Origin of the sequence: Litoreibacter halocynthiae, assembly GCF_004365635.1 — a bacterium.
Taxonomy (GTDB): Bacteria; Pseudomonadota; Alphaproteobacteria; order Rhodobacterales; family Rhodobacteraceae; genus Litoreibacter; species Litoreibacter halocynthiae.
On sequence record NZ_SOBH01000004.1, the window covers coordinates 394,381 to 418,995 of the forward strand.

Annotated in this window: 24 protein-coding genes; 15 read left to right on the forward strand and 9 right to left on the reverse strand. The window is 54.6% G+C overall.

Annotated elements, in window-relative coordinates; genetic code table 11:
• The first annotated feature begins 16 nt into the window (after positions 1–16).
• The 4 genes from BDE40_RS17135 to BDE40_RS17150 are packed head-to-tail and all read left to right on the forward strand — an operon-like array spanning position 17 to position 5,332.
• Entirely contained in the window at positions 17–1,171 is a 1,155-nt protein-coding gene (locus tag BDE40_RS17135) for a glycosyltransferase (protein ID WP_162848121.1), read from the forward strand.
• 25 nt (positions 1,172–1,196) lie between these two features.
• A complete protein-coding gene (locus tag BDE40_RS17140) occupies positions 1,197–2,207 on the forward strand; it encodes a glycosyltransferase family 2 protein (protein ID WP_134016641.1) in 1,011 nt (336 codons plus the stop codon).
• Positions 2,204–3,898, forward strand: a complete 1,695-nt coding sequence (locus BDE40_RS17145; RefSeq protein WP_134016643.1) for a DUF5927 domain-containing protein — start codon at positions 2,204–2,206, stop codon at positions 3,896–3,898. Before BDE40_RS17140 ends, BDE40_RS17145 begins: the two co-directional genes overlap by 4 nt.
• Positions 3,899–3,901: 3 nt before the next feature.
• The gene (locus BDE40_RS17150; protein ID WP_134016645.1) at positions 3,902–5,332 is read left to right on the forward strand and encodes a nodulation protein NodH; all 1,431 of its coding nucleotides are present in this window, start codon (positions 3,902–3,904) and stop codon (positions 5,330–5,332) included.
• Here the strand turns inward: BDE40_RS17150 and BDE40_RS17155 are convergent.
• From BDE40_RS17155 to BDE40_RS17190, 8 genes are all read right to left on the reverse strand, one after another.
• Positions 5,329–5,793, reverse strand: a complete 465-nt coding sequence (locus tag BDE40_RS17155) for a PTS sugar transporter subunit IIA (RefSeq protein WP_134016647.1) — start codon at positions 5,791–5,793, stop codon at positions 5,329–5,331. The two genes, BDE40_RS17150 and BDE40_RS17155, sit on opposite strands and share 4 nt — an antisense overlap.
• Before the next feature lie 34 nt (positions 5,794–5,827).
• Positions 5,828–6,400 carry a ribosome hibernation-promoting factor, HPF/YfiA family gene (hpf, locus tag BDE40_RS17160; protein WP_134016649.1) on the reverse strand — a complete coding sequence of 191 codons (573 nt, stop codon included), beginning with the start codon at positions 6,398–6,400 and terminating at the stop codon, positions 5,828–5,830.
• Between the two features lie 237 nt (positions 6,401–6,637).
• Complete coding sequence (gene lptB, locus BDE40_RS17165; RefSeq protein WP_134016651.1) at positions 6,638–7,399, reverse strand: LPS export ABC transporter ATP-binding protein; 762 nt, start codon at positions 7,397–7,399, stop codon at positions 6,638–6,640.
• Complete coding sequence (gene lptA / locus BDE40_RS17170) at positions 7,396–7,908, reverse strand: lipopolysaccharide transport periplasmic protein LptA (RefSeq protein ID WP_134016728.1); 513 nt, start codon at positions 7,906–7,908, stop codon at positions 7,396–7,398. The genes lptB and lptA overlap by 4 nt, the downstream gene beginning before the upstream one ends.
• Before the next feature lie 9 nt (positions 7,909–7,917).
• Positions 7,918–8,517: an LPS export ABC transporter periplasmic protein LptC gene (gene lptC, locus BDE40_RS17175; protein WP_134016654.1), complete on the reverse strand. Its 600-nt coding sequence runs from the start codon at positions 8,515–8,517 to the stop codon at positions 7,918–7,920.
• A gap of 3 nt (positions 8,518–8,520) precedes the next feature.
• Complete coding sequence (locus BDE40_RS17180; protein ID WP_134016656.1) at positions 8,521–9,498, reverse strand: KpsF/GutQ family sugar-phosphate isomerase; 978 nt, start codon at positions 9,496–9,498, stop codon at positions 8,521–8,523.
• A gap of 9 nt (positions 9,499–9,507) precedes the next feature.
• Positions 9,508–10,119 carry a ribonuclease D gene (locus BDE40_RS17185; RefSeq protein WP_134016658.1) on the reverse strand — a complete coding sequence of 204 codons (612 nt, stop codon included), beginning with the start codon at positions 10,117–10,119 and terminating at the stop codon, positions 9,508–9,510.
• 87 nt (positions 10,120–10,206) lie between these two features.
• Positions 10,207–11,145 carry a hypothetical protein gene (locus BDE40_RS17190; protein WP_134016660.1) on the reverse strand — a complete coding sequence of 313 codons (939 nt, stop codon included), beginning with the start codon at positions 11,143–11,145 and terminating at the stop codon, positions 10,207–10,209.
• Between the two features lie 124 nt (positions 11,146–11,269).
• On the opposite strand from BDE40_RS17190, the gene BDE40_RS17195 reads away from it, so the two are divergent.
• From BDE40_RS17195 to BDE40_RS17215, 5 genes are all read left to right on the forward strand, one after another.
• On the forward strand, positions 11,270–12,511 hold the full coding sequence (locus BDE40_RS17195) for an NAD(P)/FAD-dependent oxidoreductase (RefSeq protein WP_134016662.1): 1,242 nt from the start codon (positions 11,270–11,272) through the stop codon (positions 12,509–12,511).
• A gap of 26 nt (positions 12,512–12,537) precedes the next feature.
• Entirely contained in the window at positions 12,538–13,524 is a 987-nt protein-coding gene (locus BDE40_RS17200; protein ID WP_134016664.1) for a TRAP transporter substrate-binding protein, read from the forward strand.
• Between the two features lie 68 nt (positions 13,525–13,592).
• Positions 13,593–14,306 carry a TRAP transporter small permease gene (locus BDE40_RS17205; protein WP_134016666.1) on the forward strand — a complete coding sequence of 238 codons (714 nt, stop codon included), beginning with the start codon at positions 13,593–13,595 and terminating at the stop codon, positions 14,304–14,306.
• A complete protein-coding gene (locus tag BDE40_RS17210) occupies positions 14,303–15,604 on the forward strand; it encodes a TRAP transporter large permease (protein ID WP_134016668.1) in 1,302 nt (433 codons plus the stop codon). The genes BDE40_RS17205 and BDE40_RS17210 overlap by 4 nt, the downstream gene beginning before the upstream one ends.
• A gap of 2 nt (positions 15,605–15,606) precedes the next feature.
• Entirely contained in the window at positions 15,607–16,281 is a 675-nt protein-coding gene (locus tag BDE40_RS17215; RefSeq protein ID WP_134016670.1) for an aspartate/glutamate racemase family protein, read from the forward strand.
• Between the two features lie 129 nt (positions 16,282–16,410).
• Here the strand turns inward: BDE40_RS17215 and BDE40_RS17220 are convergent, their stop codons facing one another.
• A complete protein-coding gene (locus BDE40_RS17220) occupies positions 16,411–17,226 on the reverse strand; it encodes an alpha/beta fold hydrolase (RefSeq protein WP_134016672.1) in 816 nt (271 codons plus the stop codon).
• 553 nt (positions 17,227–17,779) lie between these two features.
• Between BDE40_RS17220 and BDE40_RS17225 the strand changes: the two genes are divergently transcribed.
• The 6 genes from BDE40_RS17225 (at position 17,780) to BDE40_RS17255 (ending at position 24,615) form a co-directional block, all read left to right on the forward strand.
• Positions 17,780–19,153, forward strand: a complete 1,374-nt coding sequence (locus tag BDE40_RS17225; protein WP_134016674.1) for an aspartate aminotransferase family protein — start codon at positions 17,780–17,782, stop codon at positions 19,151–19,153.
• Positions 19,154–19,173: 20 nt separating this feature from the next.
• Positions 19,174–20,358: a M24 family metallopeptidase gene (locus tag BDE40_RS17230; protein ID WP_134016676.1), complete on the forward strand. Its 1,185-nt coding sequence runs from the start codon at positions 19,174–19,176 to the stop codon at positions 20,356–20,358.
• A 4-nt stretch (positions 20,359–20,362) separates the two neighbouring features.
• A complete protein-coding gene (gene argE / locus BDE40_RS17235) occupies positions 20,363–21,529 on the forward strand; it encodes an acetylornithine deacetylase (RefSeq protein WP_134016678.1) in 1,167 nt (388 codons plus the stop codon).
• A gap of 563 nt (positions 21,530–22,092) precedes the next feature.
• Entirely contained in the window at positions 22,093–23,295 is a 1,203-nt protein-coding gene (locus BDE40_RS17240) for a tyrosine-type recombinase/integrase (RefSeq protein WP_134016680.1), read from the forward strand.
• A complete protein-coding gene (locus BDE40_RS17245; protein WP_134016682.1) occupies positions 23,279–23,965 on the forward strand; it encodes a DNA -binding domain-containing protein in 687 nt (228 codons plus the stop codon). The genes BDE40_RS17240 and BDE40_RS17245 overlap by 17 nt, the downstream gene beginning before the upstream one ends.
• Before the next feature lie 362 nt (positions 23,966–24,327).
• A complete protein-coding gene (locus BDE40_RS17255) occupies positions 24,328–24,615 on the forward strand; it encodes a hypothetical protein (RefSeq protein ID WP_134016686.1) in 288 nt (95 codons plus the stop codon).

Here is a 24,615-nt window from a genome sequence, read left to right on the forward strand (position 1 = left end):
TGTGGGTCGTGGTCCGTTGACTGGCGTTGACCGTGTCGAGCTTGCTTATCTGGACTGGTGTTTGTCTGGTACAGAGCCACTATACGGGCTTGCCCGGATATCTGGCGGCCATGTCGTTTTGGATCGCGTGGGGTTGCAAGACTTTAGAGCAAGGCTTCTAGGGCAGCGTCCTTGGGGCTCCCGCGACATCCGAGCACGTTTAGGTGTGAAAACACCAAAAGCCCGCGGGCAGGCCGAATCTGATCTGCGGCGGCTCGCTGTTACAAGATCTGGCCCGAATACCCTGCTAAATCTTCCTGTGACGGACGGCGTCTACTTCAGCACTGGCCATTCAAATCTGAACAAGGTCAGCCTGTCAGGCGCTCGTGAAGCTGGGCTAAACGTTGTGACGCTGGTTCATGATTTCATCCCTCTAGACTGGCCGCAGTTCCAGCGCGAGGGGACGGTTCAGCGGTTTGAGGAAAAGATGCTTGCGGTGGCGCGGCACAGCGATCTGATCATCGCGAACTCGGCTGATACGGAATGCCGCGCAAGGTACTATTTCGACCAGTGGGATGCGAATCCTTGCTATGTGACGTCACATCTTGGGATAGCGCCGTGCGACGAAAATATTCCCATTTCTGGCAATAATAGACCCTATTTCGTAACAATCGGTACAATCGAGCCCCGCAAAAATCACGGCCTTTTGCTAGACGTTTGGGACCAGTTTGAAAGCGAGCTTCCAGAAGATCAGGTACCGGCACTGCACATAGTCGGGCAACGCGGTTGGAAAAACGAAGAGACGTTCAAGCGGTTGGACCTTTGGCGCGGCAAGTGCTGGCTACATGAACACAATGACATGGACGATCCGGCATTGCGGCAATTGCTGGCGGGGTCTCACGGGTTGCTTTTCCCTACGATCGCAGAAGGATTTGGTTTGCCCTCACTTGAAGCTGCTCAAATGGGTATTCCAGTGCTCTGTGGCGATCTTGCCATTCATCGTGAGGTGATGGGCGACTACCCCGTTTACGCAGACCTGCAAGACATATACCTTTGGAAAAAAACAATACTTGAGCAGGCAAAGCAGAGGCAGAAAGACCTCGTTCACGCACACAAGGCAAAGAAACCGAAAATTCCGACTTGGTCGGATCATTTTGATGCCGTTAACGCGGCGGTTACGAAGCTACTCTAAGACGCGTGGTCAGGGGTGACAGATAATGGGTCTCCTGAAATCATATAGACTCCGCATGGAACGGAAGCGGTGGCGTGTGCGGGCAATTCGCAAGCGGCGTCAGCTTACGTCCGTGAAGAACAGAACAAGCCAGATTGCGAAGTCTGATATCATCGTGTTTTGCACGTTGCGCAATGAAGTCGTTCGTTTGCCGTTCTTTCTGAAATATTATCGAGAGCTTGGCGTTGATCACTTCGTATTCGTTGATAACGGTTCGGATGATGGGACCACGGACTACCTATCTGCCCAGCCCGACGTATCGGTTTTTGGCACAAACCATAGCTACAAACGTTCCAGATTCGGGGTCGATTGGATAAACTGGCTGTTGCGGAAATACGGACACGGACATTGGTCACTTGTGCTCGATGTGGACGAGTTTCTTGTCTACCCCTTCTGTGACACCCGTCCGATTAGGGCGCTGACCGACTGGCTGGATGCGTCCTCGGTCAAGTCGTTCGGGACCATGCTGCTGGATATGTACCCAAAAGGGCCAATCGACTCTGTTAAATATGAAGCAGGCCGCGATCCGTTTGAACACGTGCATTGGTTCGATAGCGGAAACTACACGATCCAGAAGAACGAAAGATACGGAAACCTCTGGATCCAAGGTGGCCCGCGCGCTCGTGCCTTCTTTGCTGACAAACCCGAAAGGGCTCCGGCTCTAAACAAGGTTCCGCTTGTTCGATGGGACCGCAGCTACGCCTATGTAAGCTCGTCGCACATGTTGCTCCCGCGCGGCTTGAACCTCGTCTACGACGAATGGGGGGGCGAGAAGACGTCCGGGTGCTTGTTGCATGCGAAGTTTCTCGACACCTTTACAAGTAAATCCGCTGAGGAATTGAAGCGCAAAGAGCACTTTGCCAACAGTCACGAATACAAAGCGTATCATAGCGGCCTGTCCGACGATCCTGATTTGTGGTGCAAGTGGTCAGAGAAGTATATCAACTGGCGACAGCTGGAGATTCTAGGTCTGATGTCTAAAGGAAACTGGGCATGACCGTTGGATTTGTCATGTTGGTGCACGACGCACTGGATCGCGCAGCACAAGTTGCAAGGCATTGGTCAGAGCATGGGAAGCCCATTGTCATCCATGTTGATAAGCGCGTGGATGGCCCGACATTTGAGTACTTCAAGGGAAAGCTCGCTGATCTGGAGAATGTCAGGTTTTCCGACCGTCATGCATGCGAGTGGGGAAACTGGTCGATTGTCGCGGCCACGCAATCTGCTTGCGAACTGATGCTGGATACCTTCGCCGAGGTACGTCACGTATATCTTTCCAGCGGATCGTGCATGCCCTTGAGGCCGGTGGAAGAAATTCAAACCTATCTGGATGAACGCCCACGTACAGATTTCATCGAGTCGGTTACGACTGACGAGGTTGATTGGACGGTCGGTGGCCTGGATCAAGAACGGTTCACGCTGAGATTCCCGTTTTCGTGGAAGCGGCAGAGGCGGTTGTTTGATCGCTATGTTGACCTGCAAAGACGCTTGAAAATGACCCGTCGCATTCCGGATGGCCTGACACCACATCTCGGTTCGCAATGGTGGTGTTTGACGAGGCAGACGCTTTCCGCAATTTTGCAAGATCCGCGGCGCGAAGAGTTTGATCGCTATTTCAAGCGTGTCTGGATTCCCGACGAGAGCTACTTTCAGAGTCTGGCACGGCTGTATTCGACGCAGATTGAGAGTAGATCGCTGACCCTGTCCAAGTTTGACTTTCAGGGAAAGCCGCATGTTTTCTATGATGACCACCTGCAATTGCTTCGCCGTTCAGATTGCTTTGTAGCGAGGAAAATCTGGCCACAAGCAGAGCGGCTCTACCGCGAGTTCCTGGTACCGGCATCTCGTGCTTTAGTGATGGCGGAGCCAAACCCTTTGAAGATCGACCGTCTTTTCAGCCGCGCAACGGAACGGCGAACACGCGGACGCGCGGGTCTTTATATGCAAGGCCGGTTCCCGAACGAGGGTTGGGAAAATGGCAAAACCAGCGGTCGCTACACCGTATTCGAAGGTTTCACCGATTTGTTCGAGGACTTCGAGGCGTGGATTGCTCGACGGACTGGTAACCGGGTGCATGGAAATTTGTTTGCTAAGGATCGCGTCCACTTTGCTGGCGGTGATGCGGTCTATAACGGCGCATTGTCAGATAGCGCGCCACTACGGGAGTATAACCCACGGGCTTTCTTGACGAACTTGGTGTGGAACACGCGAGGGGAGCATCAGTGCTTTCAATTCGGCCCAGCGGACGACCAGAAAATTTCGGAGTTTTTGGCCACAGACGGGAATGCGCAGATTTCGGTCATTTCAGGCGCATGGGCTATTCCACTTTTCCATTCGAACCAGAACTTCTCGGAATTGCGGAAAGAAGCTGCACATCTTCAACGTGTGGAAACCGCACACTTGGATCTGCTTCGCATGGGCAAGACCAAAGCGCGTGTCCGTATCTGGAGCCTTGCGGAATTCATCGAAAACCCGATGGAAAATTTGCAAACCATCCTTGATGAGATCGGTGGTATCGGACAGCGGCGCCTTTCCGAGGTTCCGGTTATGGCTGACCTTAGCGGGTTTGGGCAGTTCCTGCAGAACCTGAAAAATCAGGGCATGAGCCCACATCTGATGGGTGATTTCCCGTTGATTCAGGACAGCGCTGAAAAACCACAGGGCGGCCGCCCCTATTTGGTGAAGTAGATTATGAGCAAGAAATTCGAATATTTTGTTGTCTTTGCAGAGATGCGCACCGGCTCTAACTTCCTTGAAGCCAGCCTGAACGAGTTCAGTGACCTTCACTGTTATGGGGAGGCCTACAATCCGCATTTTATCGGGCATCATAACAAGGATGCAATGTTCGGTGTAGACACGGCACAGCGAGAGATTTCACCGCTGTCTTTGATAGAACGGATGAAAGAAAATACGGACGGGTTTCCCGGTTTCCGCTTCTTCAATGACCATGACCCGCGCGTCATGGCACACGTGCTTGAAGACCCGAAATGCGCCAAAATTATTCTGACGCGAAACCCGTTAGACAGCTATGTGTCGCTTAAGATTGCCGCGCAAACTGGGCAGTGGAAGCTGTCTGATATGAAGCAGCGCCGCTCCGCGACGATAACATTTGATCGGGACGAGTTTCTGACCCATCTGGAAGCCAAGCAAGCGTTTCAGCTGGATATTCTCAAGGGCATGCAGGTGTCGGGCCAAACCGGATTCTATGTCGCGTACGAAGACATTGGCGATGTTGATGTTTTGAACGGAATGGCGCGGTTTATCGGCTCAAGCGAACGTATTGATGCCACACCAAACTCGGTCAAGAAGCAAAATCCAAGCGAGCTGGAGGATAAGGTCACCAACTACGACCAGATGGTGAAAGACCTTGCGAGCATCGACCATTTTGCACTGTCGAACACCCCGAACTTTGAACCGCGTCGCGGCCCGGGCGTGCCCGGATTCTACCTAGCGGCGGAGGCTCCGCTGCTGTTTATTCCCGTAGCCGCATCGCCAAAAACCTCGGTTCTTGATTGGCTCGCAGCTCTAGACGATGTTGATGTGGAAGATCTTCAAACGAACCTGTCGCAAAAGATTTTGCGCCAATGGAAGCGCGGCCATCCGGGGCATCGCAGCTTTACGGCGCTTCGACATCCTTTGGAACGTGCGCATCGTGTGTTTTGCGAATACATCCTCCCCAAACGAGACGACAATTTTGCAGACCCCCGAAAGGTCGTGCGAAACAAATACGGTGTCGCGGTTCCCAACCAAGGTGACATGGATGGGTACACGAAAATCGAGCATCGTGCTGCGTTTGCGAACTTCCTGAAGTTTTTAAAGGGCAACCTCGCGGGTCAAACCAGCATCCGCATTGATGCAGTGTGGGCGACGCAATCGGCGTTGCTGCAAGGTGCAGCGGGCGTTGTTCTTCCAGACGCCATTCTGCGCGAAGACGATTTGTCCGACGGGCTGAACGCGCTTGCAGCATCGCTTGGGGAGGAGTCAGTTTCAATCCAGGAAGAGCCAGAGATTGGCCCGTTCAGCCTTGCTGAAATCTATGACGATGAGCTGGAAAAACTGGCGATGGCCGCTTACCGCAAGGACTACATCAGCTTCGGATTCGGACGTTGGGACGGAAATTAAGCCGCCTTCGACTCTTGGGCTTCAGTCAAAATCGCATGAAGTGAGGTCGGATCGGTGTTTGCCCGCAGTTTGGTACACACATCGTTATTGCGCATTGTTCGAGCTACCAGTGCCAGCGCCTTGAGGTGATCTACACCCGCCGATTCCGGTGCAAAAAGCGCAAAGAACAAATCCACCGGATGCCGGTCGGCCGCATCGAAGTCCAGTGGCCGCTCAACGCGCAGAAATACAGCCACGACGCGATCAAGGTCTTTTACGCGTGCGTGCGGTAGGGCGACCCCATGGCCCACACCAGTCGGGCCAAGGGATTCGCGTTCTAGGAGCGCTTCCAGTGAAACGCCTGTTGGAATGCCATGCGCAGAGTGCGCAATCTCGGAAATCTCCTGAAAGAGACGTTTCTTACTGGTGACCGACGAAACGGCTTTTACAGCCGACTGGGTCAGGATTTCCGAGATCTGCATGGCCTGCTCTCTGAACGTGGCCGTTAAGGCCCTTTTAGCTGCTTGCGGGGTCAATCCAGCCGATATTGCCATCCTCGCGTTGATACACGACGTTGACGTTATTATTTCCTTCATTGCGGAATACTAGCACAGGTGCGCCCGCAATTTCCATCTGCATCACGGCCTCCCCGACCGATAGCGAAGGGATGTTGGTTTCCATTTCCGCAACGATGATTGGTTGCAGGTTTTCGGGTTCTGAGTCGTCCGACCCCCCGCTTGCGGCAAGGATATAGGAGGATGCGCCCGAGAGTTCAACTGGTTGTGATCGATCCTTGTGATGGTCCTTCAAGCGGCGCTTGTAGCGACGTAGTTGCTTGTCCATTTTCTCGCCGCAGGAATCAAAGGCGGCGTAGATTTCAGTGCTATGGCCACGTGCTTGGGTGGTGAGCCCTGTGCTGAGGTGAACAATAGCTTCACAGACATATTCGTGGGCGTTCTTGGAGAAGATGACAGTCGCATCAGTGGGCCGCCCTGCATATTTTTCGAGTATGCTACCCAGTTCGGTTCTGACGTGAGTCTGAAGTGCTTCGCCAATGTCAATTTGTTTGCCCGTGATCTGGTACCGCATGGCGTCTCCTTATTGATATATAGGGGGAATTACCGACCAAAAACTGAAGTTTGTGGCCGGATTTGGATTGAGTGTCTGGTATCGCCCGAGGGTGCGGGACGTGTCCGTTTCGAGGTTTGCGCAAGGCAAGACCAAAGCCTGGGGCTGTCGATCACTCATTGACCCCATTTGGCGACGAGCGGGGGCCTTGTGTCAACCAGATTGATCACGAAGTAGGAATTTTGGGTCCTGAAAAGTTTAACTAATCCGGAAATTCTGCCCAAGATATACCCGACGCACGTTCTCGTCTTTGACGACCTCATCGGTGGTGCCGCTCATCAGAACATGGCCGTCATGCAAAATATAAGCACGATCCACAATTTCGAGCGTTTCGCGCACGTTATGGTCTGTGATCAGCACGCCAATACCGCGTTTCTTGAGATCAGCGACAAGTCCACGAATTTCACCGACGGCTATCGGGTCAACGCCTGCAAAAGGTTCATCCAAAAGCAGGTACTTAGGATCAGCGGCGAGGCACCGCGCGATTTCCGCGCGCCGTCGTTCGCCACCGGACAGCGACAAAGCAGGTGCGCGACGAAGGTGCCCAATGGAGAATTCGTTCAGCAATTCCTCCAGTCGCTCCCGACGTTTAGTCCGGTCTTTTATGGCGATTTCCAAAATCGCCAAAATGTTATCCTCGACACTCAGGCCGCGAAAGATCGACATTTCTTGCGGAAGATACCCGATACCAAGCTTTGCGCGCCGATACATCGGCAACAAGGTGACGTCTCTCCCGTCGATGGTAACTGTGCCCGCCTCTGGCGTTACCAGCCCTGCGATCGAGTAGAAACAGGTCGTTTTGCCAGATCCGTTCGGTCCCAGGAGTGCGACGACCTCTCCGCGCGCCAACTCCATCGAGACGTCGCGAATAACAGGGCGGCGCTTGTAGTTTTTGCGTAACCCCAGAACCTTCAGCCCGGACGAGCCGTCTTGAACGCTAAGACTCGACGCGTCGCTCATTTGTTGCCGCCGGTTTGGAAGATCGTCCGTACGCGGCCTTCCATGCGACCGGAACCGGATGTCAGATCAACGGTGAGCTTCTCACCTGATAGGGCGTTGATGCCTTGGGTCAGGATCACATTCCCCGTCATCACGATTTGCGCCCCCCCGACGGAATAAACGGCTTTTTCTGCCTCCGCGGCCTCTGCGCCGTTCACCAGCGTGACGTTGCCGGTTGCGACCAGCTGGTCGATCCGCCCCGTGGCTTGCCCGTTTTCGGTTGCATATTGCACCTGCACGCGCCCAGCGCTCAGGCGCATTTCGCCTTGGCCAGCGACGACATTTCCGGTGAAAACCGCGCTTCCCGTTGCCTGATCAACGGTCAGTTCATCCGCAGTGATTTCGACAGGCTGAGAGGCGTCATGCTTTAACCCGCCAAACGCTACCGAAGCTCCTTGGGCGTAAGCCGATCCGGTAATCAAGAGGAGGGCAAGTGTCGTTGCAGCAGCAATTCTGGAAATAACAGTCATGGTCACCCTCTACTCTTTCGGATCGTATACCAGCTTCACGCCATTCTTGAAAACAAGAACCTGTGTGGTGCCGTCGGTGGTAAGCGCCATTGAGCCTGCTTGCAAAACACCGGCTGGCGCCCGCCCAGTCACAGCATCGGGCGCGGCGATTTCGGTTGCGACCAGATTTGCGACCAACTTGTTCGTTTCAAGCTTATATCCGGTGGAGGTGGATAAGCGCACATCGCCTTCAAGATCGAGCGTGTTGATGGTCCCGTCATAAACTGCCGAATTTGCAATGATGCCGTAAGACGGGCCGCTGATAGATTCGATCCGCGCGACGACTTTGCTGATGGTCAAGCGACGCAGATCGGTCAAATCAGGCACAGCGCGTTCGGCGTCGACGACTATGGCAGAGCCATCGCTGGTCGTGCCCGAAAAGCGCGGGGCGGTCAGTTGCTGTTCGCGTGCGATTTTCTCGACGTCAATTTCTGCAAAGGGGATGGCGTCCGACGGGTCTAGATTGCGCGAAAAGAGGAACATTGTCGACAACAGGCCAAGTGCGACCAAGGGGAAGATGATCTTCGCCCATAGCACGAAGCGAGAGTACCTGTTGTCAACACGGGCCATGCGTCAGGCGACGCCAGCGCGCAAGCAATCGTGGATGTGCAAGATACCCAAAGGTGCGCCGCCATTGCCCGCTGCGGTTACAAACAGGCAGGTGATCTTGCGCTCATTCATATTCGCGACAGCTTTTTCAGCCAATGCATCTGGCGCGATGGTTTTCGGGTTGGCAGTCATGACTTCGGCTGCGTTCATATCAAGCAGCCCCTTCATATGGCGCCGCAAGTCACCATCGGTGATGATGCCCGCTAGGTCGCCCTCAGCTGTGACCACGCCCACCACACCAAACCCTTTTTGACTAATGGCGATCAGCACGTCCGACATCGGGGCGTCCATGGCGATAAGCGGAAGCTCTTCGCCGGAATGCATCAAATCGGACACTTTGGACAGACGCGCGCCCAGCTTTCCCCCCGGGTGGAATTCGCGGAAGTTTTCAGGGGTGAACCGGCGATGCTCCATCAATGCGATGGCCAGCGCGTCACCCAAGGCCAAAGTCATCGTGGTCGATGTTGTCGGCACCACGCCAGTGTCACAGGCTTCTTCGGCTTTGGGCAAAATCAGTGCAACGTCGCTTTGCTTGATCAAGGTGCTTTCAGCGCGGCTGGCGACACCGATCATTGGAATACTGAAACGGCGGGTATAGGCGATCACATCTGCAAGCTCCGGCGTCTCACCGGAGTTGGACAGGATCAGGGCCACGTCACCTTGGGCCATCATGCCCAAATCACCATGGCTGGCCTCGGCGGGGTGGACGAAATGTGCAGGTGTTCCGGTGGATGCCAAAGTCGCCGCAATTTTGCGGGCAACATGGCCGGATTTTCCCATACCGCAGATGATCACGCGCCCGGTGGCCTCAAGCATCAGCTCTACGGCGTTGGCGAAACTGTCGTTCAAGCTATTCGCCAGCAATTCCAGTGCCGCAGCTTCGCGGGAGATGACACGGCGGCCAATCTTCAGAAACGTCTCGGGTGAGGTTTTGTTTTCCATCTACGTTATCTAGTGCGCGAAGATGTCAATTTCAGGCCAGCCGGCCAAATCCAGCCGAGCGCGGGTCGGCAGGAAGTCGAAACAGCTCTGCGCCAGATCCATGCGACCTTCGCGTTCCAACATACGGTTCAGCTCTGTTCTCAGCTGGTGCAGGTGCAACACGTCTGATGCGGCGTAGTCGTGCTGCGCTTTCGTAAGCTCTGGTGCGCCCCAGTCGCTGGATTGCTGTTGTTTGGAAACGTCGACGTTCAAAAGCTCTTGCAGAAGGTTCTTCAAGCCATGGCGGTCCGTGTAGGTGCGCACCAGTTTGGAGGCGATTTTGGTGCAATAGACGGGTGCCGTGAGTGCGCCGAACGCATTATACATCGCGGCGATATCAAAACGGCCAAAGTGAAACAGCTTCAATACATTGGTGTCTTCAAGCATGCGGCACAGATTTGGGGCTTCCGACTGACCGATGGAAATTTGGACCAGATGCGCATTTCCGTCACCGCCAGACAGTTGCACAACGCACAGCCTGTCACGGTGCGGGTTCAAACCCATCGTTTCGCAGTCAATGGCTACAACAGAGCCGAGGTCTAGATCGTCAGGCAGGTCGCCTTGGTGCAGAAAATTGGCCACGCGTGAGGCTCCCTTGAGGTTCCCCCAGCGGAATAAGCGCTTTGGGTTCGATATTCAATAACGGCGACGCCTATCTGACTGGCAACCTCACACCTTGTGGTAGAACGCGCGTGTCAGGATCGGGGTCAAGTACATCGGCACTTGGTAGCAGCCCAGAAAGATAAGCAGGGGCTCGGCTGCTTCCGGTGACATTGCCACGAGGAAAATGGCGACGTTTCTGTTGCCCGACACAATCGAGAACGGCACGATTTCGGTGCCCCAATCCAAACGGCCAAGCACAAGGAATGTTAGAAACTGCATGCCGATATTGACTGCGAAAGCGAGCGCCATCCAACCCAGCACCTCTGACGGTGATTGCTCAAATGCGGGGCGCAGGGCGGCCATCAAGCCAATGACGATGACAAACAAGGCCACAGTCATGGCGCCGTCAAAGGCTTCGGTTTGCTCCTTGCTTGGATTTGGAAGTGCAAACGCGCGAAGGGCAAACCCCAAAGAGATTGCCACGCCGATCGCGCCAAGCATACGGGCAGCTCCAATGATGGCTGAAGGCAGGTCGCCCAACTGGGGCAGCAGCCAGAAGACGGGCAGCATCGTGATCGGTAGCAGGGCGGTACCCAGAACCAGCAAGCGAAAGGCGGGTTCTGGATCGGCACCCAGCATGATCGACAGGTTTGGACTGCCGCTGAGGGCTGGGGCGGCTAGAACCAGAACCAACGCCAACACGTAAGGGGATTGCGACACCCCAAGCAGATATGAAACGGCAAGTGCCACGAGCGGAAGTGCCAGTTGGAAGGTCAGCACCACAAACAATGTTGGCCGGATGTTTGACAGGCCCTTCATTGCGCCGTTGGGGCCGATCCTGACCGCTGTCAAGAATAGCAAAAGAACCACCAGTTGCGGCAACCACGGTTTTAACCTTGCCGCAAGATCCGGCAGTAAAAACCCGGCCAGAAGTCCTGCTACCAAAGCGTACCGACCATGGCGCGCCAAGGCGCGTAAGACAGTCAGCAAGGTGTTTCCTTCCATGGTAGGATGCTTCTAAACGGCGATGATACCCAAACTTGCGTGCTATGCCATGGGGGCAAAAGACAGTCTTCCTTTTGAGTGTTTGCTGTGGGACACAAAAAGCAGCAAACAGAATGGTGAAGAAATGCGGGTCATAGTTGTCGGGGCGGGGATTGTCGGCGTGTCATGTGCCATATGGCTTCAACGCAGCGGGCATGACGTCACCATCGTCGACAAAGCAGGTCCGGCAAGCGGGACGAGCCATGGGAATGCAGGCGTGCTGGCTGCCGGAGCCGTGGTTCCGGTGACGATTCCGGGTCTTTTGAAGCGGGCACCGGGAATGCTGTTGAGCCCGAACGCGCCGCTGTTTTTGAAGTGGTCATATCTGCCGAAGTTGATGCCCTTCCTTGCGCGCTATCTGGGCTATGCCACCGATGCGCATGTGGATCATTATGCCAACGCAATGGCAACTCTGCTTCATGACAGCGTCGAGCAGCACCGAAGCCTGGCAGCAGGCACCGAGGCAGAGGCCTTTATCGGCGCGGAAGACTACTGCTTTGGCTACGCGACCAAGGCCGCCTTCGACGCCGATAGCTACGGTTGGGAAAAGCGCAAGGCGGCTGGATACGACTACGAGGTCGTGGATGGTACGACTTACGCAATTTATGATCCGATCTTCGGCACTGCGTTCGAGACGGTTGTACGGTGTAAGAACCACGGACGCATTTCTGATCCCGGGAAATACGTGAAAGCACTCGCGGATCACTTCATGGCGCAGGGCGGTACGCTGCACATTTGCGAGGTGACGGATGTCGAGGTGGTTGATGGCGTGATTTCGGCTCTCAACACCACAGATGGCGACATGTCGGCGGACCATATCGTCTTTGCCATGGGGCCATGGTCGAAAGCGATTGCACACAAGCTTGGCGTCAAGGTCCCGTTTGAAAGCGAGCGCGGGTATCATATCGAACTGACCAATCCGTCGGAGATGCCGAAATCGCCGATGATGGTTGCCAGCGGTAAGTTCGTCATCACGCCCATGGATGGCAGGTTGCGGGCTGCGGGTGTGGTGGAGTTTGGCGGGCTGGAAAAAGGGCCAAGCCGTGCGCCGTTCAATTTGCTTCGGCGACAGGTGGCAGAGTTGCTGCCCAACCTGCGGTATGACGAGGTCATAGAGTGGATGGGGCACCGCCCTGCCCCTGCCGACAGCCTGCCGCTCATCGGGGCCAATGACCCGTCAGCACGGAGCTTCAGCGCCTTCGGTCATCAGCACGTCGGCTTGACAGGTGGCCCCAAAACGGGTCGGATCATTGCTGATCTGATTGATGGAAAGAAGCCCAACATAGAATTGGCACCGTTTGATCCGATGAAACATTCAGCACGTTAAGTGCAAGACCGTCTGGGAGGACAGCTATGAAAACGATTATGAAGACAACCTGCGCCAGTGTTTTCGGCGTATTGGCGGCAAGTACGGCTATGGCTGACGGCCATGCCCAATCTTGGGATATGCCGATGGCTTATGCGTCCACGAACTTTCATTCCGAGCATGGTGTGATCTTCGCGGACAAGGTGCGTGAGTATACCAATGGCGCCATCGACATAACTGTGCACGCGGGCGGCTCGTTATTCGGCGGTGGCGACATCAAGCGTGCGATCCAGACGGGTCAAGTTCCGATTGGCGAGCGTTTCATGTCGGCCCATGCGAACGAAGCCCCACTGCTGGGTTGGGATAACCTGCCATTTATCGCCACAAGCTATGAAGACAATGCCCGCCTTTGGGATGCGGCCAAAGACACCGTGAACGCTCAGCTTGCCGATCTGAATTTGGTGGCATTGTATACCTGCCCCTGGCCAGGACAGGGGTTCTACTTCAACAAGGAAGTGAAATCGTCGGCTGACACCCAAGGGATCAAGTTCCGGTCCTACAACTCCGCAACCGCGACCTTCGCCGAAGAGCTTGGAATGATCCCCGTGCAGATCGAGGCTGCCGAACTGAGTCAAGCCTTGGCCACGGGTGTCGCCTCGGCGTTTATCTCGTCCGGCTCTACCGGATATGACCGCAAGGTTTGGGAGCATCTGAGCCATTACTACAAAGTGAACGCATGGCTGCCACGCAACTATGTGATGGTGAACACCCAAGCATGGGAAGGTCTTGACGATGATGTCAAAGCTGGCGTGCAAAAAGCTGCCGACGAGACCGCCGCATCATGTGCCGCAAAATCAGCGGAGCTGTCCGACTTCTACTTTGAAGAGCTGGCCAAAAACGGCATGACGGTAACCGATGCGGGACCCGAGTTCCTTGCCGAACTGGAGGCAATTGGTGCAAAAATGACCGAGGAATGGCTGGCAACGGCTGGCGCCGACGGTCAGGCAATCCTTGATGCCTATAACGCCAAGTAAGTAATGCTTTGCCAGCCCTGCAATATGTGGGGCTGGCGCACTTTTTCCTAAAGAATTGAGGCCATACCATGCGCGATTGGTCGCCCGTCATGGGTCTGCCCCTTTGGGTCTGGCTGTTTGCCTTGCCATCGGCCATAGGCGTGATTTGTTTGATTGCCGGTCCTCGTATGGCGCGGTTACTGCGCCCCCTATGGCGCGTGCTTGACGGAGTTTATCTTGCAAGCGGCGTCGTATCTGCGGGCTTCATGGTGACGATCCTGCTGCTGATTGTGGCGCAAATGATTGCCCGCTGGACCGGTGTCGCTTTGCCCGGCACCACCGAATTTGCGGGCTATGCCATGGCCGCCACGTCCTTTTTCGCGCTGTGTCATGCGTTAACGAGGGGTGCGCATATCAGGGTGTCGATTATTCTGAACTCTACGCGGTTCTTAAAGCGGTGGCTTGATGTCTTCGCGGTCTTCGGGGCCGCTGTCATTGCGACGTATTTTGCCCGCTACGCGATCAAAGCGAACATCTTTTCCGAGATGCTCAACGACCGGACCCAAGGCCAAGACCAGATCCCCGAATGGGTTGTGACGCTGTTCTCGCTGCCGGGCCGTGCAATCGGGGAGTGGGGGCAGGCCATGTCAGGCAGCTCGTCGGAGCTGGTCTATACCCCTGTCTGGATCCCGCAACTGGCCATGTCCATTGGCACTGTTTTGCTGGCAATTGCCCTTTGGGACACGCTGTACCGGATGCTTGTTACCGGTGTGAATCCCATTGTGTCGGAGGTGGTCGAATGACTGAAGCTTATGCCACCATCGTTTTCCTGTTCGTTCTGTTTACCCTACTGGGGTCATCCATCTGGATTGGCCTTGCCCTGATGGGCGTCGCATGGGTGGGCATGGAGATGTTCACTAGCCGCCCCGCAGGCGACGCCATGATTACCACCATCTGGACAGGGGCGAGCAGTTGGACCCTGACCGCTTTGCCCCTGTTCATCTGGATGGGTGAAATTCTGTATCGCACCCGATTATCGCAAGACATGTTTCGCGGGCTGGCTCCGTGGATGCGTTGGCTGCCGGGGGGGCTTTTGCACACCAATATTGCCGGCTGCACGATTTTCGCCGCGGTCTCCGGCTCGTCCGCTGCGACACTGACAACCGTGGGCAAGATGTCTATCCCAGAGCTTCGTAAGCGCGGCTACCCTGAATACATGATCGTCGGGACGCTGGCAGGCGCGGCGACACTTGGCTTGATGATCCCACCCTCGCTGACACTGATTGTGTACGGCGTGTCGATCAACGAGAGCATCATCAAACTGTTCATGGCGGGTATCATTCCCGGTCTGGTGCTGGCGGGGTTGTTCATGTCCTACATCGTCGGGTGGCACTTTCTGCGCCCGCATGAACGCCCCGAGCCCGAACCTTCCATGAGCATTGGTGAGATGCTGGCAGAAAGCCGGTTCTTGATACCGGTCCTGCTTTTGGTGTTCGCGGTTATCGGGTCGATGTATTTCGGCTGGGCGACAGCAACGGAAGCCGCCGCGGTGGGTGTGCTGGGGTCGCTGACACTTGCGCTGTTCCAACGCTCCCTGACGCTAGACGCGTTCTTTGAAAGCCTTATGGGGGCCACGCGAACTTCCGCGATGATTGCATTGATCCTGATGGGCGCCGCGTTCTTGTCGCTGTCCATGGGGTTCACGGGTCTGCCACGGGCTTTGGCCGCATGGATCGACGAGATGCAGCTGTCGCCCGTCGTGCTGATCGCGGCGCTAACGGTATTCTACATCATCTTAGGTATGTTCCTAGACGGGATTTCGTCGGTGGTGCTGACCATGGCCATCGTCGAACCGATGATCCGACAAGCCGGCATCGACGTGATCTGGTTCGGCATCTTCATTGTCGTGGTTGTTGAAATGGCGCAGGTTACGCCGCCCATCGGGTTCAACCTGTTTGTGCTGCAAGGGATGACGCGACACGAGATCGGTTATATCTCGAAAACAGCGATCCCCATGGTCGGTTTGATGCTGCTGATGGTGGTGATCCTTGTAGCGTTCCCCGGACTTGCGACATGGCTGCCTGAAAACATCCGGCAATAGATATGGCGACTCCTGCGGTTACAGTGTTGCAGCTGGATACCGATTTCCCGCGGGTGCCCGGTGATGTTGGCTGTCCGGCGACCTATCGCGGGGAGGTCGAGATTCTCCGCGTCCCGAAGGCGACAGTCGCGCAGGTGGTCAGCGCTCGCCCCGACCTGATTAATATCGCGTCTTTCGAGACTGCGTTGGAGGCGGCAAAAGGTGATGTCGTCACCACCTCTTGCGGGTTTCTGTCCTACTGGCAGACTCATCTTGCTTTGCGCAGTAGGAAGCCGTTTATCAGCTCCTCACTGATTGCGCTCGAATGCCTTAGCCAGCGATATGAACCGCATGAGGTTCTGATCCTGACTTTCGATTCTGCCAGCCTGACCGGCCTGCATTTCGGGGAGTATTCAAGCTTCAGAAATGGGGTTATCGGGTTGCCATCAGACATGCATTTGCGGCGCGTCATCACGGAAAACCTGCGTGAATTGGATATCAGTCGCGTGGCGACAGAACTGACCAGCTTCGTTTCGGACCAGCAGAGGCCACACCACAAGCATTTGCTGCTCGAATGTACCAACCTGCCGCCCTACAAAGCCGCGCTTCAGCGCGCAACAGGTCTGCCGGTCACGGATATTCTCACTTGCGTCGAGGCCGCGCGCGAAGGCACGGTCCAAGCAGACTTCCTGTCCTGAGCGGATGGTATCAAGCAGGCCATAGCTTAACTTTTGCAGATGGGATTGAGACCACGACCCATCTTGAAATACGATTGTTGATCTTAAATGGGGTGCGGCTTGTTCACCCAGCACGGACGAAGTCGGCAGTTATAGAAAACTCGAGAGTGCCCTCATAACCGTTTCAGGGGACTCAAGCTGCGGAAGGTGGCCGACGCCGCGCATCACTTCAAATCGGTTTTGGCCAATAAGCTCATGTATTGCTCTGCCGCGTTCGATCGGTATCCAAGGGTCATCTTCTCCCCAGATGACTTTGACTGGACATCGGATATCGCCGAACAGCGGTTCGATCTCGGCAGTATATCTTTCGTCCGCTTGTGCGAATTGGCGATAGAAGCTGCTGTTCCCGTCTTCCGTCAACCAAGGCGCGGCCAACTGATATAACTCCTTTTCGGAAATCTCGTTTGCGAGCGCACCCTGAATGTAGGCTACCACAATTGCCTTATGGATATGATCCGGAAGACCGATGAAGGCTTCGATATGTTTGCCGACATGTTCAAAAAACGCAGAACCCCAAGGACGCATTGCGACTACGTTCATAAGAACAAAGCGTTCGAACTCGCACCCGTGGATCAGGTGGGCGCGCAACGTCGTCGCCCCTCCAAAATCATGCGCGATGACAGTTGGCTGTTTCAAGTTCCAGTTCGACAGCATTTCGGCAAACACTTCACCTTGAACGTCAAGTGACGTCCGTTGATCGGCGCGCTTCTCAGATTGACCGTATCCCGGCATGTCGTACCAGTGCACTTTGAAGGTCTTTGAGAGTTCCGGAATGATCCGGTGCCAAGAAAATGACGACCAAGGCCACCCATGCGCGACAACCAAGTCGGGCCCGTCACCGGAACTTCCTGCCGAAACCAGTCCTGCCGAGGTTTGGTACTCTTCAGAAAGTTTCCACTCAGTCATGAGTTAAAGCCCGATCCATGATTCTCCTAATAAGCTACGCTTGCCGCTAGACTATGGAAAGTAGAGCGAAACGCCGGGCTCTTCACTGGCGGCCCATTCCGGACTTTCACTGCGACTGCATGATCAAAGTGCAATGGAACTCACAGACTGCGGGACAAAGTGAGCTTTCGCTGTGGCTGCAGCAATGTCCATTCTCCTCAATTCGAAAAGGTCGGGAAGCACGGTGCGGAGTCAAGCAACCGATTGTTTCGATTCAAAATGGGTAACACCATCATTGATCGCGGCAAGACTGAGATCATGGCCGACCTTCTCAAGTGATGAGGGCAGGAACCAATGCAAGTAAGAAAGTTTTCTGCTCAAAATTAAAGTTGATCTTAGGGGATCTGGCGTGGTTCAATTCCTGCATTACCTTGGCAATAAAGGCATTGCGCGCTGCTGCTCGGGTGAGTGGAGCCTTTCTGCTCACAGTCCGGGTCGAAATTGACCCATAGCGTGCAACTGGCTTCTTTCAGATATCTTCGGGCGGCGCGCCGCCACAGCCAAAAGGTAAGCCATGCTACATAACGATAAACTTGAACAATGGGATCGTGAGAATTTCTTTCATCCTTCAACTCACCTTGCTGAATTTGCGCGTGGGAACTTGCGTCATCGCGTGATCACTAGTGGATCGGGTTGTCATATTGATGATCGCGACGGCAATCGAATGCTGGACGCATTTGCTGGGCTTTACTGCGTGAATGTCGGCTATGGGCGCGGCGAAATTGCCGAGGCAATAACAGCGCAAGCCAAGGAATTGGCCTATTACCACTCATACGTTGGCCACGGCACCGAGGCATCAATCACGCTTGCAAAAATGGTGCTGGATCGTGCGCCCGATCATATGTCCAAGGTCTATTTCGGGCTGTCAGGCTCTGATGCAAACGAGACGAACATCAAACTGATCTGGTATTACAATAATATCCTTGGGCGCCCTCAAAAGAAGAAGATCATCTCGCGTTGGCGTGGCTATCACGGGTCGGGCCTGATGACAGGATCGCTGACGGGGCTAGAGCTGTTTCATAAAAAGTTCGATTTGCCGTTGGCCCAAGTGCTGCACACAGAGGCACCCTATTATTTCCGCCGAGACAATCTGGGCCAAAGCGAAGCTGAATTTGTCGCGCATTGCGTGTCTGAGTTGGAGGCGATGATCCACCGCGAAGGGGCGGATACGATCGCGGCCTTCATCGGCGAACCTGTGCTTGGCACTGGCGGCATCGTCCCCCCGCCCGCAGGGTATTGGCCCGCAATTCAGGCGGTTCTGGATCGCCACGATATTCTGTTGATCGCAGATGAGGTGGTCACAGGTTTCGGGCGGCTTGGCACCATGTTCGGGTCCGATCACTATGGCATGCGTCCTGATTTGATCACCATCGCCAAGGGTTTGACGTCTGCCTATGCGCCGCTGTCCGGGTCCATTGTGTCCGAAAAAATGTGGACCGTTCTGGAGCGCGGTACAGATGAAAATGGTCCCATCGGTCATGGCTGGACCTATTCCGCGCATCCGATTGGTGCCGCCGCTGGTGTCGCCAACCTGGAACTGATCGACAAGCTGGGCCTGATCGAAAACGCGGGCAACATCGGCGAATACCTGAACGATGAAATGCGCGTGGCCCTTGGTGATCACCCGCGTGTGGGTGACATTCGCGGGGAAGGCATGATTTGCGCCGTCGAGTTTGTGGCCGATAAAGACAGCCGCATCTTTTATGACGCGAGCGATAAAATAGGACCGCAAATTTCGGCCAAGCTGCTTGAACAGAATAGCGTTATCGCGCGGGCCATGCCTCAAGGTGATATCTTGGGTTTTGCGCCACCGTTTTGCCTAACCCGTGCCGAGGCTGACCAAGTGGTTTCAGCAACCGTGCAAGCCGTCACTTCCGTCTTAGGTTAATTTGCAGAAAGGCATACCTAATGACCACTCATAACGCAGCATTTGATACCTCGGAATATGAACGGCGTATCGCCAAGACCCGTACGGCTATGTCGGCTGCGGGTCTGGACGCAATGTTTATTACCGACCCATCCAATCAGGCGTGGCTCACCGGGTATGATGGGTGGTCATTTTATGTGCATCAAGGGGTGATCCTCACCATGGATGGCGAGCCTATTTGGTGGGGCCGACACATGGACATGATGGGCGGGCGCCGCACCTGTTGGATGCAGCATGAGAACATAATCGGCTATGGCGACCATTTTATCCAATCCACCGTATTTCATCCAATGCAAGATTTGGCCAAGCACTTAAAGGCCCGTGGGTTTGAGCGGGCGCGTATCGGTGTCGAGATGGAGAACTACTATTACTCCGCCAAGGCACATGCCGTTCTGACAGAGGAATTGTCAGAGGCGACCTTCATCGACGCAACGGCCTTGGTGAATTGGCAGCGGTTGATCAAATCGGCCGCGGAGATTGGCTTCATTCGGAAGGCTGCAAGCATCTCTGAAAAGGTAATGACCACAGCGATTGAACGCGCAGAGGTTGGCGTCCGAAAAAACGACCTTGTTGCTGACATTATGCACGCAAGCATTTCAGGAGTTGGTGATGATTGGGGCGATTATCCGGCGATTGTGCCGCTGACGCCCTCCGGACTGGATGCTACAGCCGCCCACCTGACATGGGACGGTACCCCCATGAGGAGCGGCGAAGCCACGTTCTTCGAGTTGTCAGGGTGTTACCGGAGGTATCACGCACCGATTTGCCGCACTGTTTTCCTTGGAACTCCGCCTGATGAGGTGCTGCGAGTCGAGGCCGCGCAAGTCGAAGGGATTTCGGCAGGGTTGGAAGCTGCCCGAGCGGGCAATCAGACAAGTGACATTGCCAACGCATTCATGCAGGTCATGAAAAAGCACGGGATCGAACGGTCTGGTCGAATGGGCTATCCAATTGGCTTAAGCTACCCACCTGACTGGGGCGAGCGAACTGCCTCGATCCGAAGCGAAGACGAAACCATTCTTCAACCGGGAATGACATTTCACTTTATGCCTGCCTTGTGGATGGACAGCTGGGGACTGGAGACCACAGAGACGCTCCTTATCCAAAACGAAGGTCCTGCAGAAACCCTGTGCGATATTGAACGCAAACTCTTTGTGAAAAACTGACCCGATGATCGACCAAACCAAGCGGATTCTGTCAGACCTGGTAGCCTTTCCAACGGTTTCGGCGGACAGTAATTTGGAGATGATCGCCTATCTCGCCAATCAGTTGGAAGACTGCGGCGCGCAGGTTGATGTTCTGACTGATGGAAGTGGCCGAAAAGCCAATTTGTTTGCGACCTTAGGCCCGCTGAGAGATGGCGGAATTGTGCTATCTGGCCATAGTGACGTGGTCCCTGTTACAGATCAGAATTGGGCTACTGATCCCTTTAAAATGGTGGAACGAGACGGTCTACTGTTTGGACGTGGCACTTGTGACATGAAAGGCTTCATTGCGGCCACTTTGGCAATGGCCCCGGTTTTTGCGCAGCAAGTGCGCGACCAGCCTCTTCATTTTGCATTCACCTACGATGAAGAAACAGGCTGTATCGGCGCACGGCACCTTGCGCAAAATTTGACAGAACGGTCTATCAAGCCCTCTCTTGCGATCATCGGAGAGCCGACAAACATGAGGGTCATCGATGGGCACAAGGGCTGCTATGAATACAGCACACACTTTCAAGGACTTGAAGGTCATGGCTCGGCACCCGATTGCGGCGTAAATGCAATCGAGTTCGCGGTTCGCTACGTCAGCCGCCTACTGGATCTGCGTGATGAGCTGAAACTCATGGCTCCTAATGACAGCCGTTTTGAACCGCCTTGGACCACAGTGAACTTAGGTGCCTTAAATGGCGGCCAAGTTCACAATGTGATAGCCCCAAGAGCGACCGTCGATTGGGAGATGCGTCCCGTCCAAGCAAGTGACGCTGACTTCGTAAATGAGGCCTTGAAGACGTTTTGTGACGAGGTACTCCTGCCCTCTATGCGCTTGGTCTATCCAGATGCCTCGATTGTAACCGAGGTTATTGGCGAAATTGCAGGTCTTATGCCCGCAGACGATAACGAGACCCTAAAAATTGTGTCCGAACTTACCGGAATCAATAGAGCCGATGTGGTGTCATTTGGAACCGAGGCAGGTATTTTCCAATCCCTTGGCATGGATGTCGTCGTCTGTGGACCTGGCTCAATCGAGCAAGCCCACAAGGCAAACGAATTTTTAGCGGTAGACCAGTTGGATCAATGCCTCAAAATGTTGGAAGGTCTTGGCGCTAAGTTATCCGAGCTTCCAAACCAATAGACCGAAAAAACGCTATCTAGATGTTGGCGTTATTTTGTTTGCCGCCATTCGCGCAAATTGCACCATCTAAGCACGACACATCGACCGCACAGAAATCTCTACGCCACAGCGTCTTGCTGATATTCATCCGTAAATCGAAAGCCCTTGTTCATACGGTCTCTCCATAATGCCGCAAAATTACCAAACAAAGCGTCTACAAATCTAGGGACACCTCAAAGATCGGCTTTCCCGCTAGTGCTAAAGCTTTTCAATAGTAGATATCGCCAGTTGAGCACCTCGAATCATGGATGCAATAGCACTGCTAAGGATCTCTAAGGTATCAATTGTGTGGGGTGGGGCTATTGATGGGGGTAGCTATAAATAAATCACTCTAGCAATTGAAATTATGAGAGATTTATTGAATTTTGGTGCCCAGGAGAGGCATTGTAATCCTGTTTTTTGGTGTTCCACTGTATATCGCCCGGCGCGAAATCGTCATGTTTATATAGCTTTTATTGCATCAAGGTGTTCCACGATGCTCCATCTTATACTATATGTTGAGGGTGGACCAAAAGGGGGACCTAATGACACGAGCAATAAACAAGCTATCCGCACAAGCCGTCAAAGCGGCTGATGCTGGCAAGTATTCTGACGGCGGTGGCTTGTGGGTCTTCAAGAACGAAGACGGGGGCGGCAAGTGGGTTTTGCGTGTCCATGTTCATGGTCGGCGGCGTGAAATGGGTTTGGGCGGCTATCCTGCTGTTTCGCTGAAAGAGGCGCGGTTAGAGGCCGAGAAATGGCGCAGCGTGGTCCGGCAAGGCCAAGACCCCATAAAGCTTCGCGAAAAACAAGCCCGTGACTCGGCCCGCAACCTCCACCTGTTGAGCGATGTGGCGTTGGATGCCTTTGAAAGCCGCAAGGCCGAACTGAAAGGCGACGGAAAGGCGGGGCGGTGGTTCTCGCCTTTGGAACTCCACATTCTGCCCAAGCTGGGCAAGGTGCCAGTGTCAGATATTGACCAGCGCGACATTCGTGATGTTCTTGCACCGATCTGGCACGACAAGGCCGAAACTGCCCGCAAGGCAATGAACCGCCTTTCAATCTGTTTGCGCCATGCCGCTGCGCTGGGCCTAGAGGTGGACCTGCAAGCCACGGAGAAGGCCAAGGCGCTTTTGGGTAAACAACGCCACCAAACACAGAACGTGCCCGCGCTGCACTGGCAGGACGTGCCCGCCTTCTATCAATCGCTAAACGAGGGTACCGTGACCGAACTGGCACTGCGTTTGCTTATTCTCACCGCCCAGCGCTCTGCCCCGGTCCGCTTCCTTCATTTGGACCAGATCGAGGGCGATGTTTGGACGGTTCCAGCTTCGCGCATGAAGGGCCGAATTGGCACAACCACAGATTTTCGGGTGCCACTGTCCACAGAGGCCCAAGCTGTGATTGAACAAGCCAAGGCCTTTGCCCGAGACGGGTTCCTATTTGCAGGCGTTCGGCGCGGCGTAATCTCTGACGCCACTATGTCGAAATACATGAACCGTCGCGGCATGAAAGAGCGGCCACACGGGTTCCGTTCCTCGTTTCGGGATTGGGCCGCAGAGGCCACCAACGCGCCGCATGAAGTGGCCGAAACCTGCATGGGGCATGTGGTAGGTGGCAAAGTTGAACGAGCTTATCGCCGGACGGACTTTTTGGAGCAACGGCGGGTCTTGATGGAGCGATGGAGCGGATTGTGTTGCGGCACTCCAAGTCAAATTGTGAGGTTCGCTAATGCCCAACACCAATGAGTGGGGTTGTCCAAGTTGGACAGATGATGGCGGCTATATTGGCAATGACACTTGGAGCGAGACACGTTGGCGGTGGGAATTTCTGAGGCGGAAGGCATCTGTGCGAAGCACATACTGGTTGAAAGCCTACGACGAGTGGCGCGAAACGGTATCTGAGGCCATTCCGGAAAGGCTCTTGTTCCAGCCAAAATTTGAAAGGCTCTTTTTTGACTTAGGACCGGGCGAAGCCGCAAATGCTGGCATAGCTCCTCTACCAAACCCTGTGTACTCATGGGGAGAAGTTTGGCCGGACGAAACTTCGTCCAGATCGCCGCTGAAAGCCCGATCCTTCTACCATTATGACGTCATCAAGACATCTGACGATCTAGCCAGCCTACAAAAGCTAATTCCAATCGCAGGTATCGCTATTTCATTTGATCCTAATTCACCGATAGAGCCTCAGATCGAGGGATTGCAGGAATACCTTGAGAGCCTTCGCCACCACAGCGTCACGCCACTAGAGAGACTGCATAAATCAAAGCGACTGCTGTATTTGCGGGTCTTAGATGCGAGTGAGCAAGGAGCTTCTTATCAGGATATTGCCAACCGACTTCTGAGGCACACACAAAAAACCTTAGGGGCTGCGCGGGACGTAAGCGCTCAGGCCAAACGATTCAGAGACTCGGTGTGATTTAAGAGCGATTCTATATCGCAATACCCAACTGCCCTGCTGTGCGCCAATTGTAGCGAACAACAGAAAGGGCAACCTATGAAATATCTTTCATTCAAAGACTTGCAACACAAGCTAGCTGGGCGCGGGCGGACAACGATTTACCGAGACTGCGAGCTAGGCCGCTTGCCTCAGCCAATAAAGATTGGTTCTCGCCTGTTTTGGATTGAGGCCGATGTTGATGCCGCGATTGCATCTCTTGCGGGCTAAGACCCGTCCCACCCTGCGCGGTAGCGCTGGGCCAATGGGACAGGAATATATCTTGCAGGATACTCCTCACCAATACGCCCAGCGCCGTGCAATTTCAATCGGAAGGATTGGATATGCCACAGGCACATTTCTACTCTAAACCCACTAGCGTCTACTGGACGTGCAAGGCGTTGCTGGACCAGCGCACCATTTCTCAACTCACCCAAATACAGAATGTCAAAGGCTGGCGATTGGGTGCAATCATCCACCGTTTGAAGCACGAATACGGCTGGCCGATCTGCACCGAGTACCGCCAACCTGATGGCGTGGCGCTTTACTCGATGCCGCCAGACACAGACCGCGCAAAACTGCGCTTTCCAAAGTCAGCCAAAGCGCTGGGTGTCGTGGAGGGTTGCGAATGA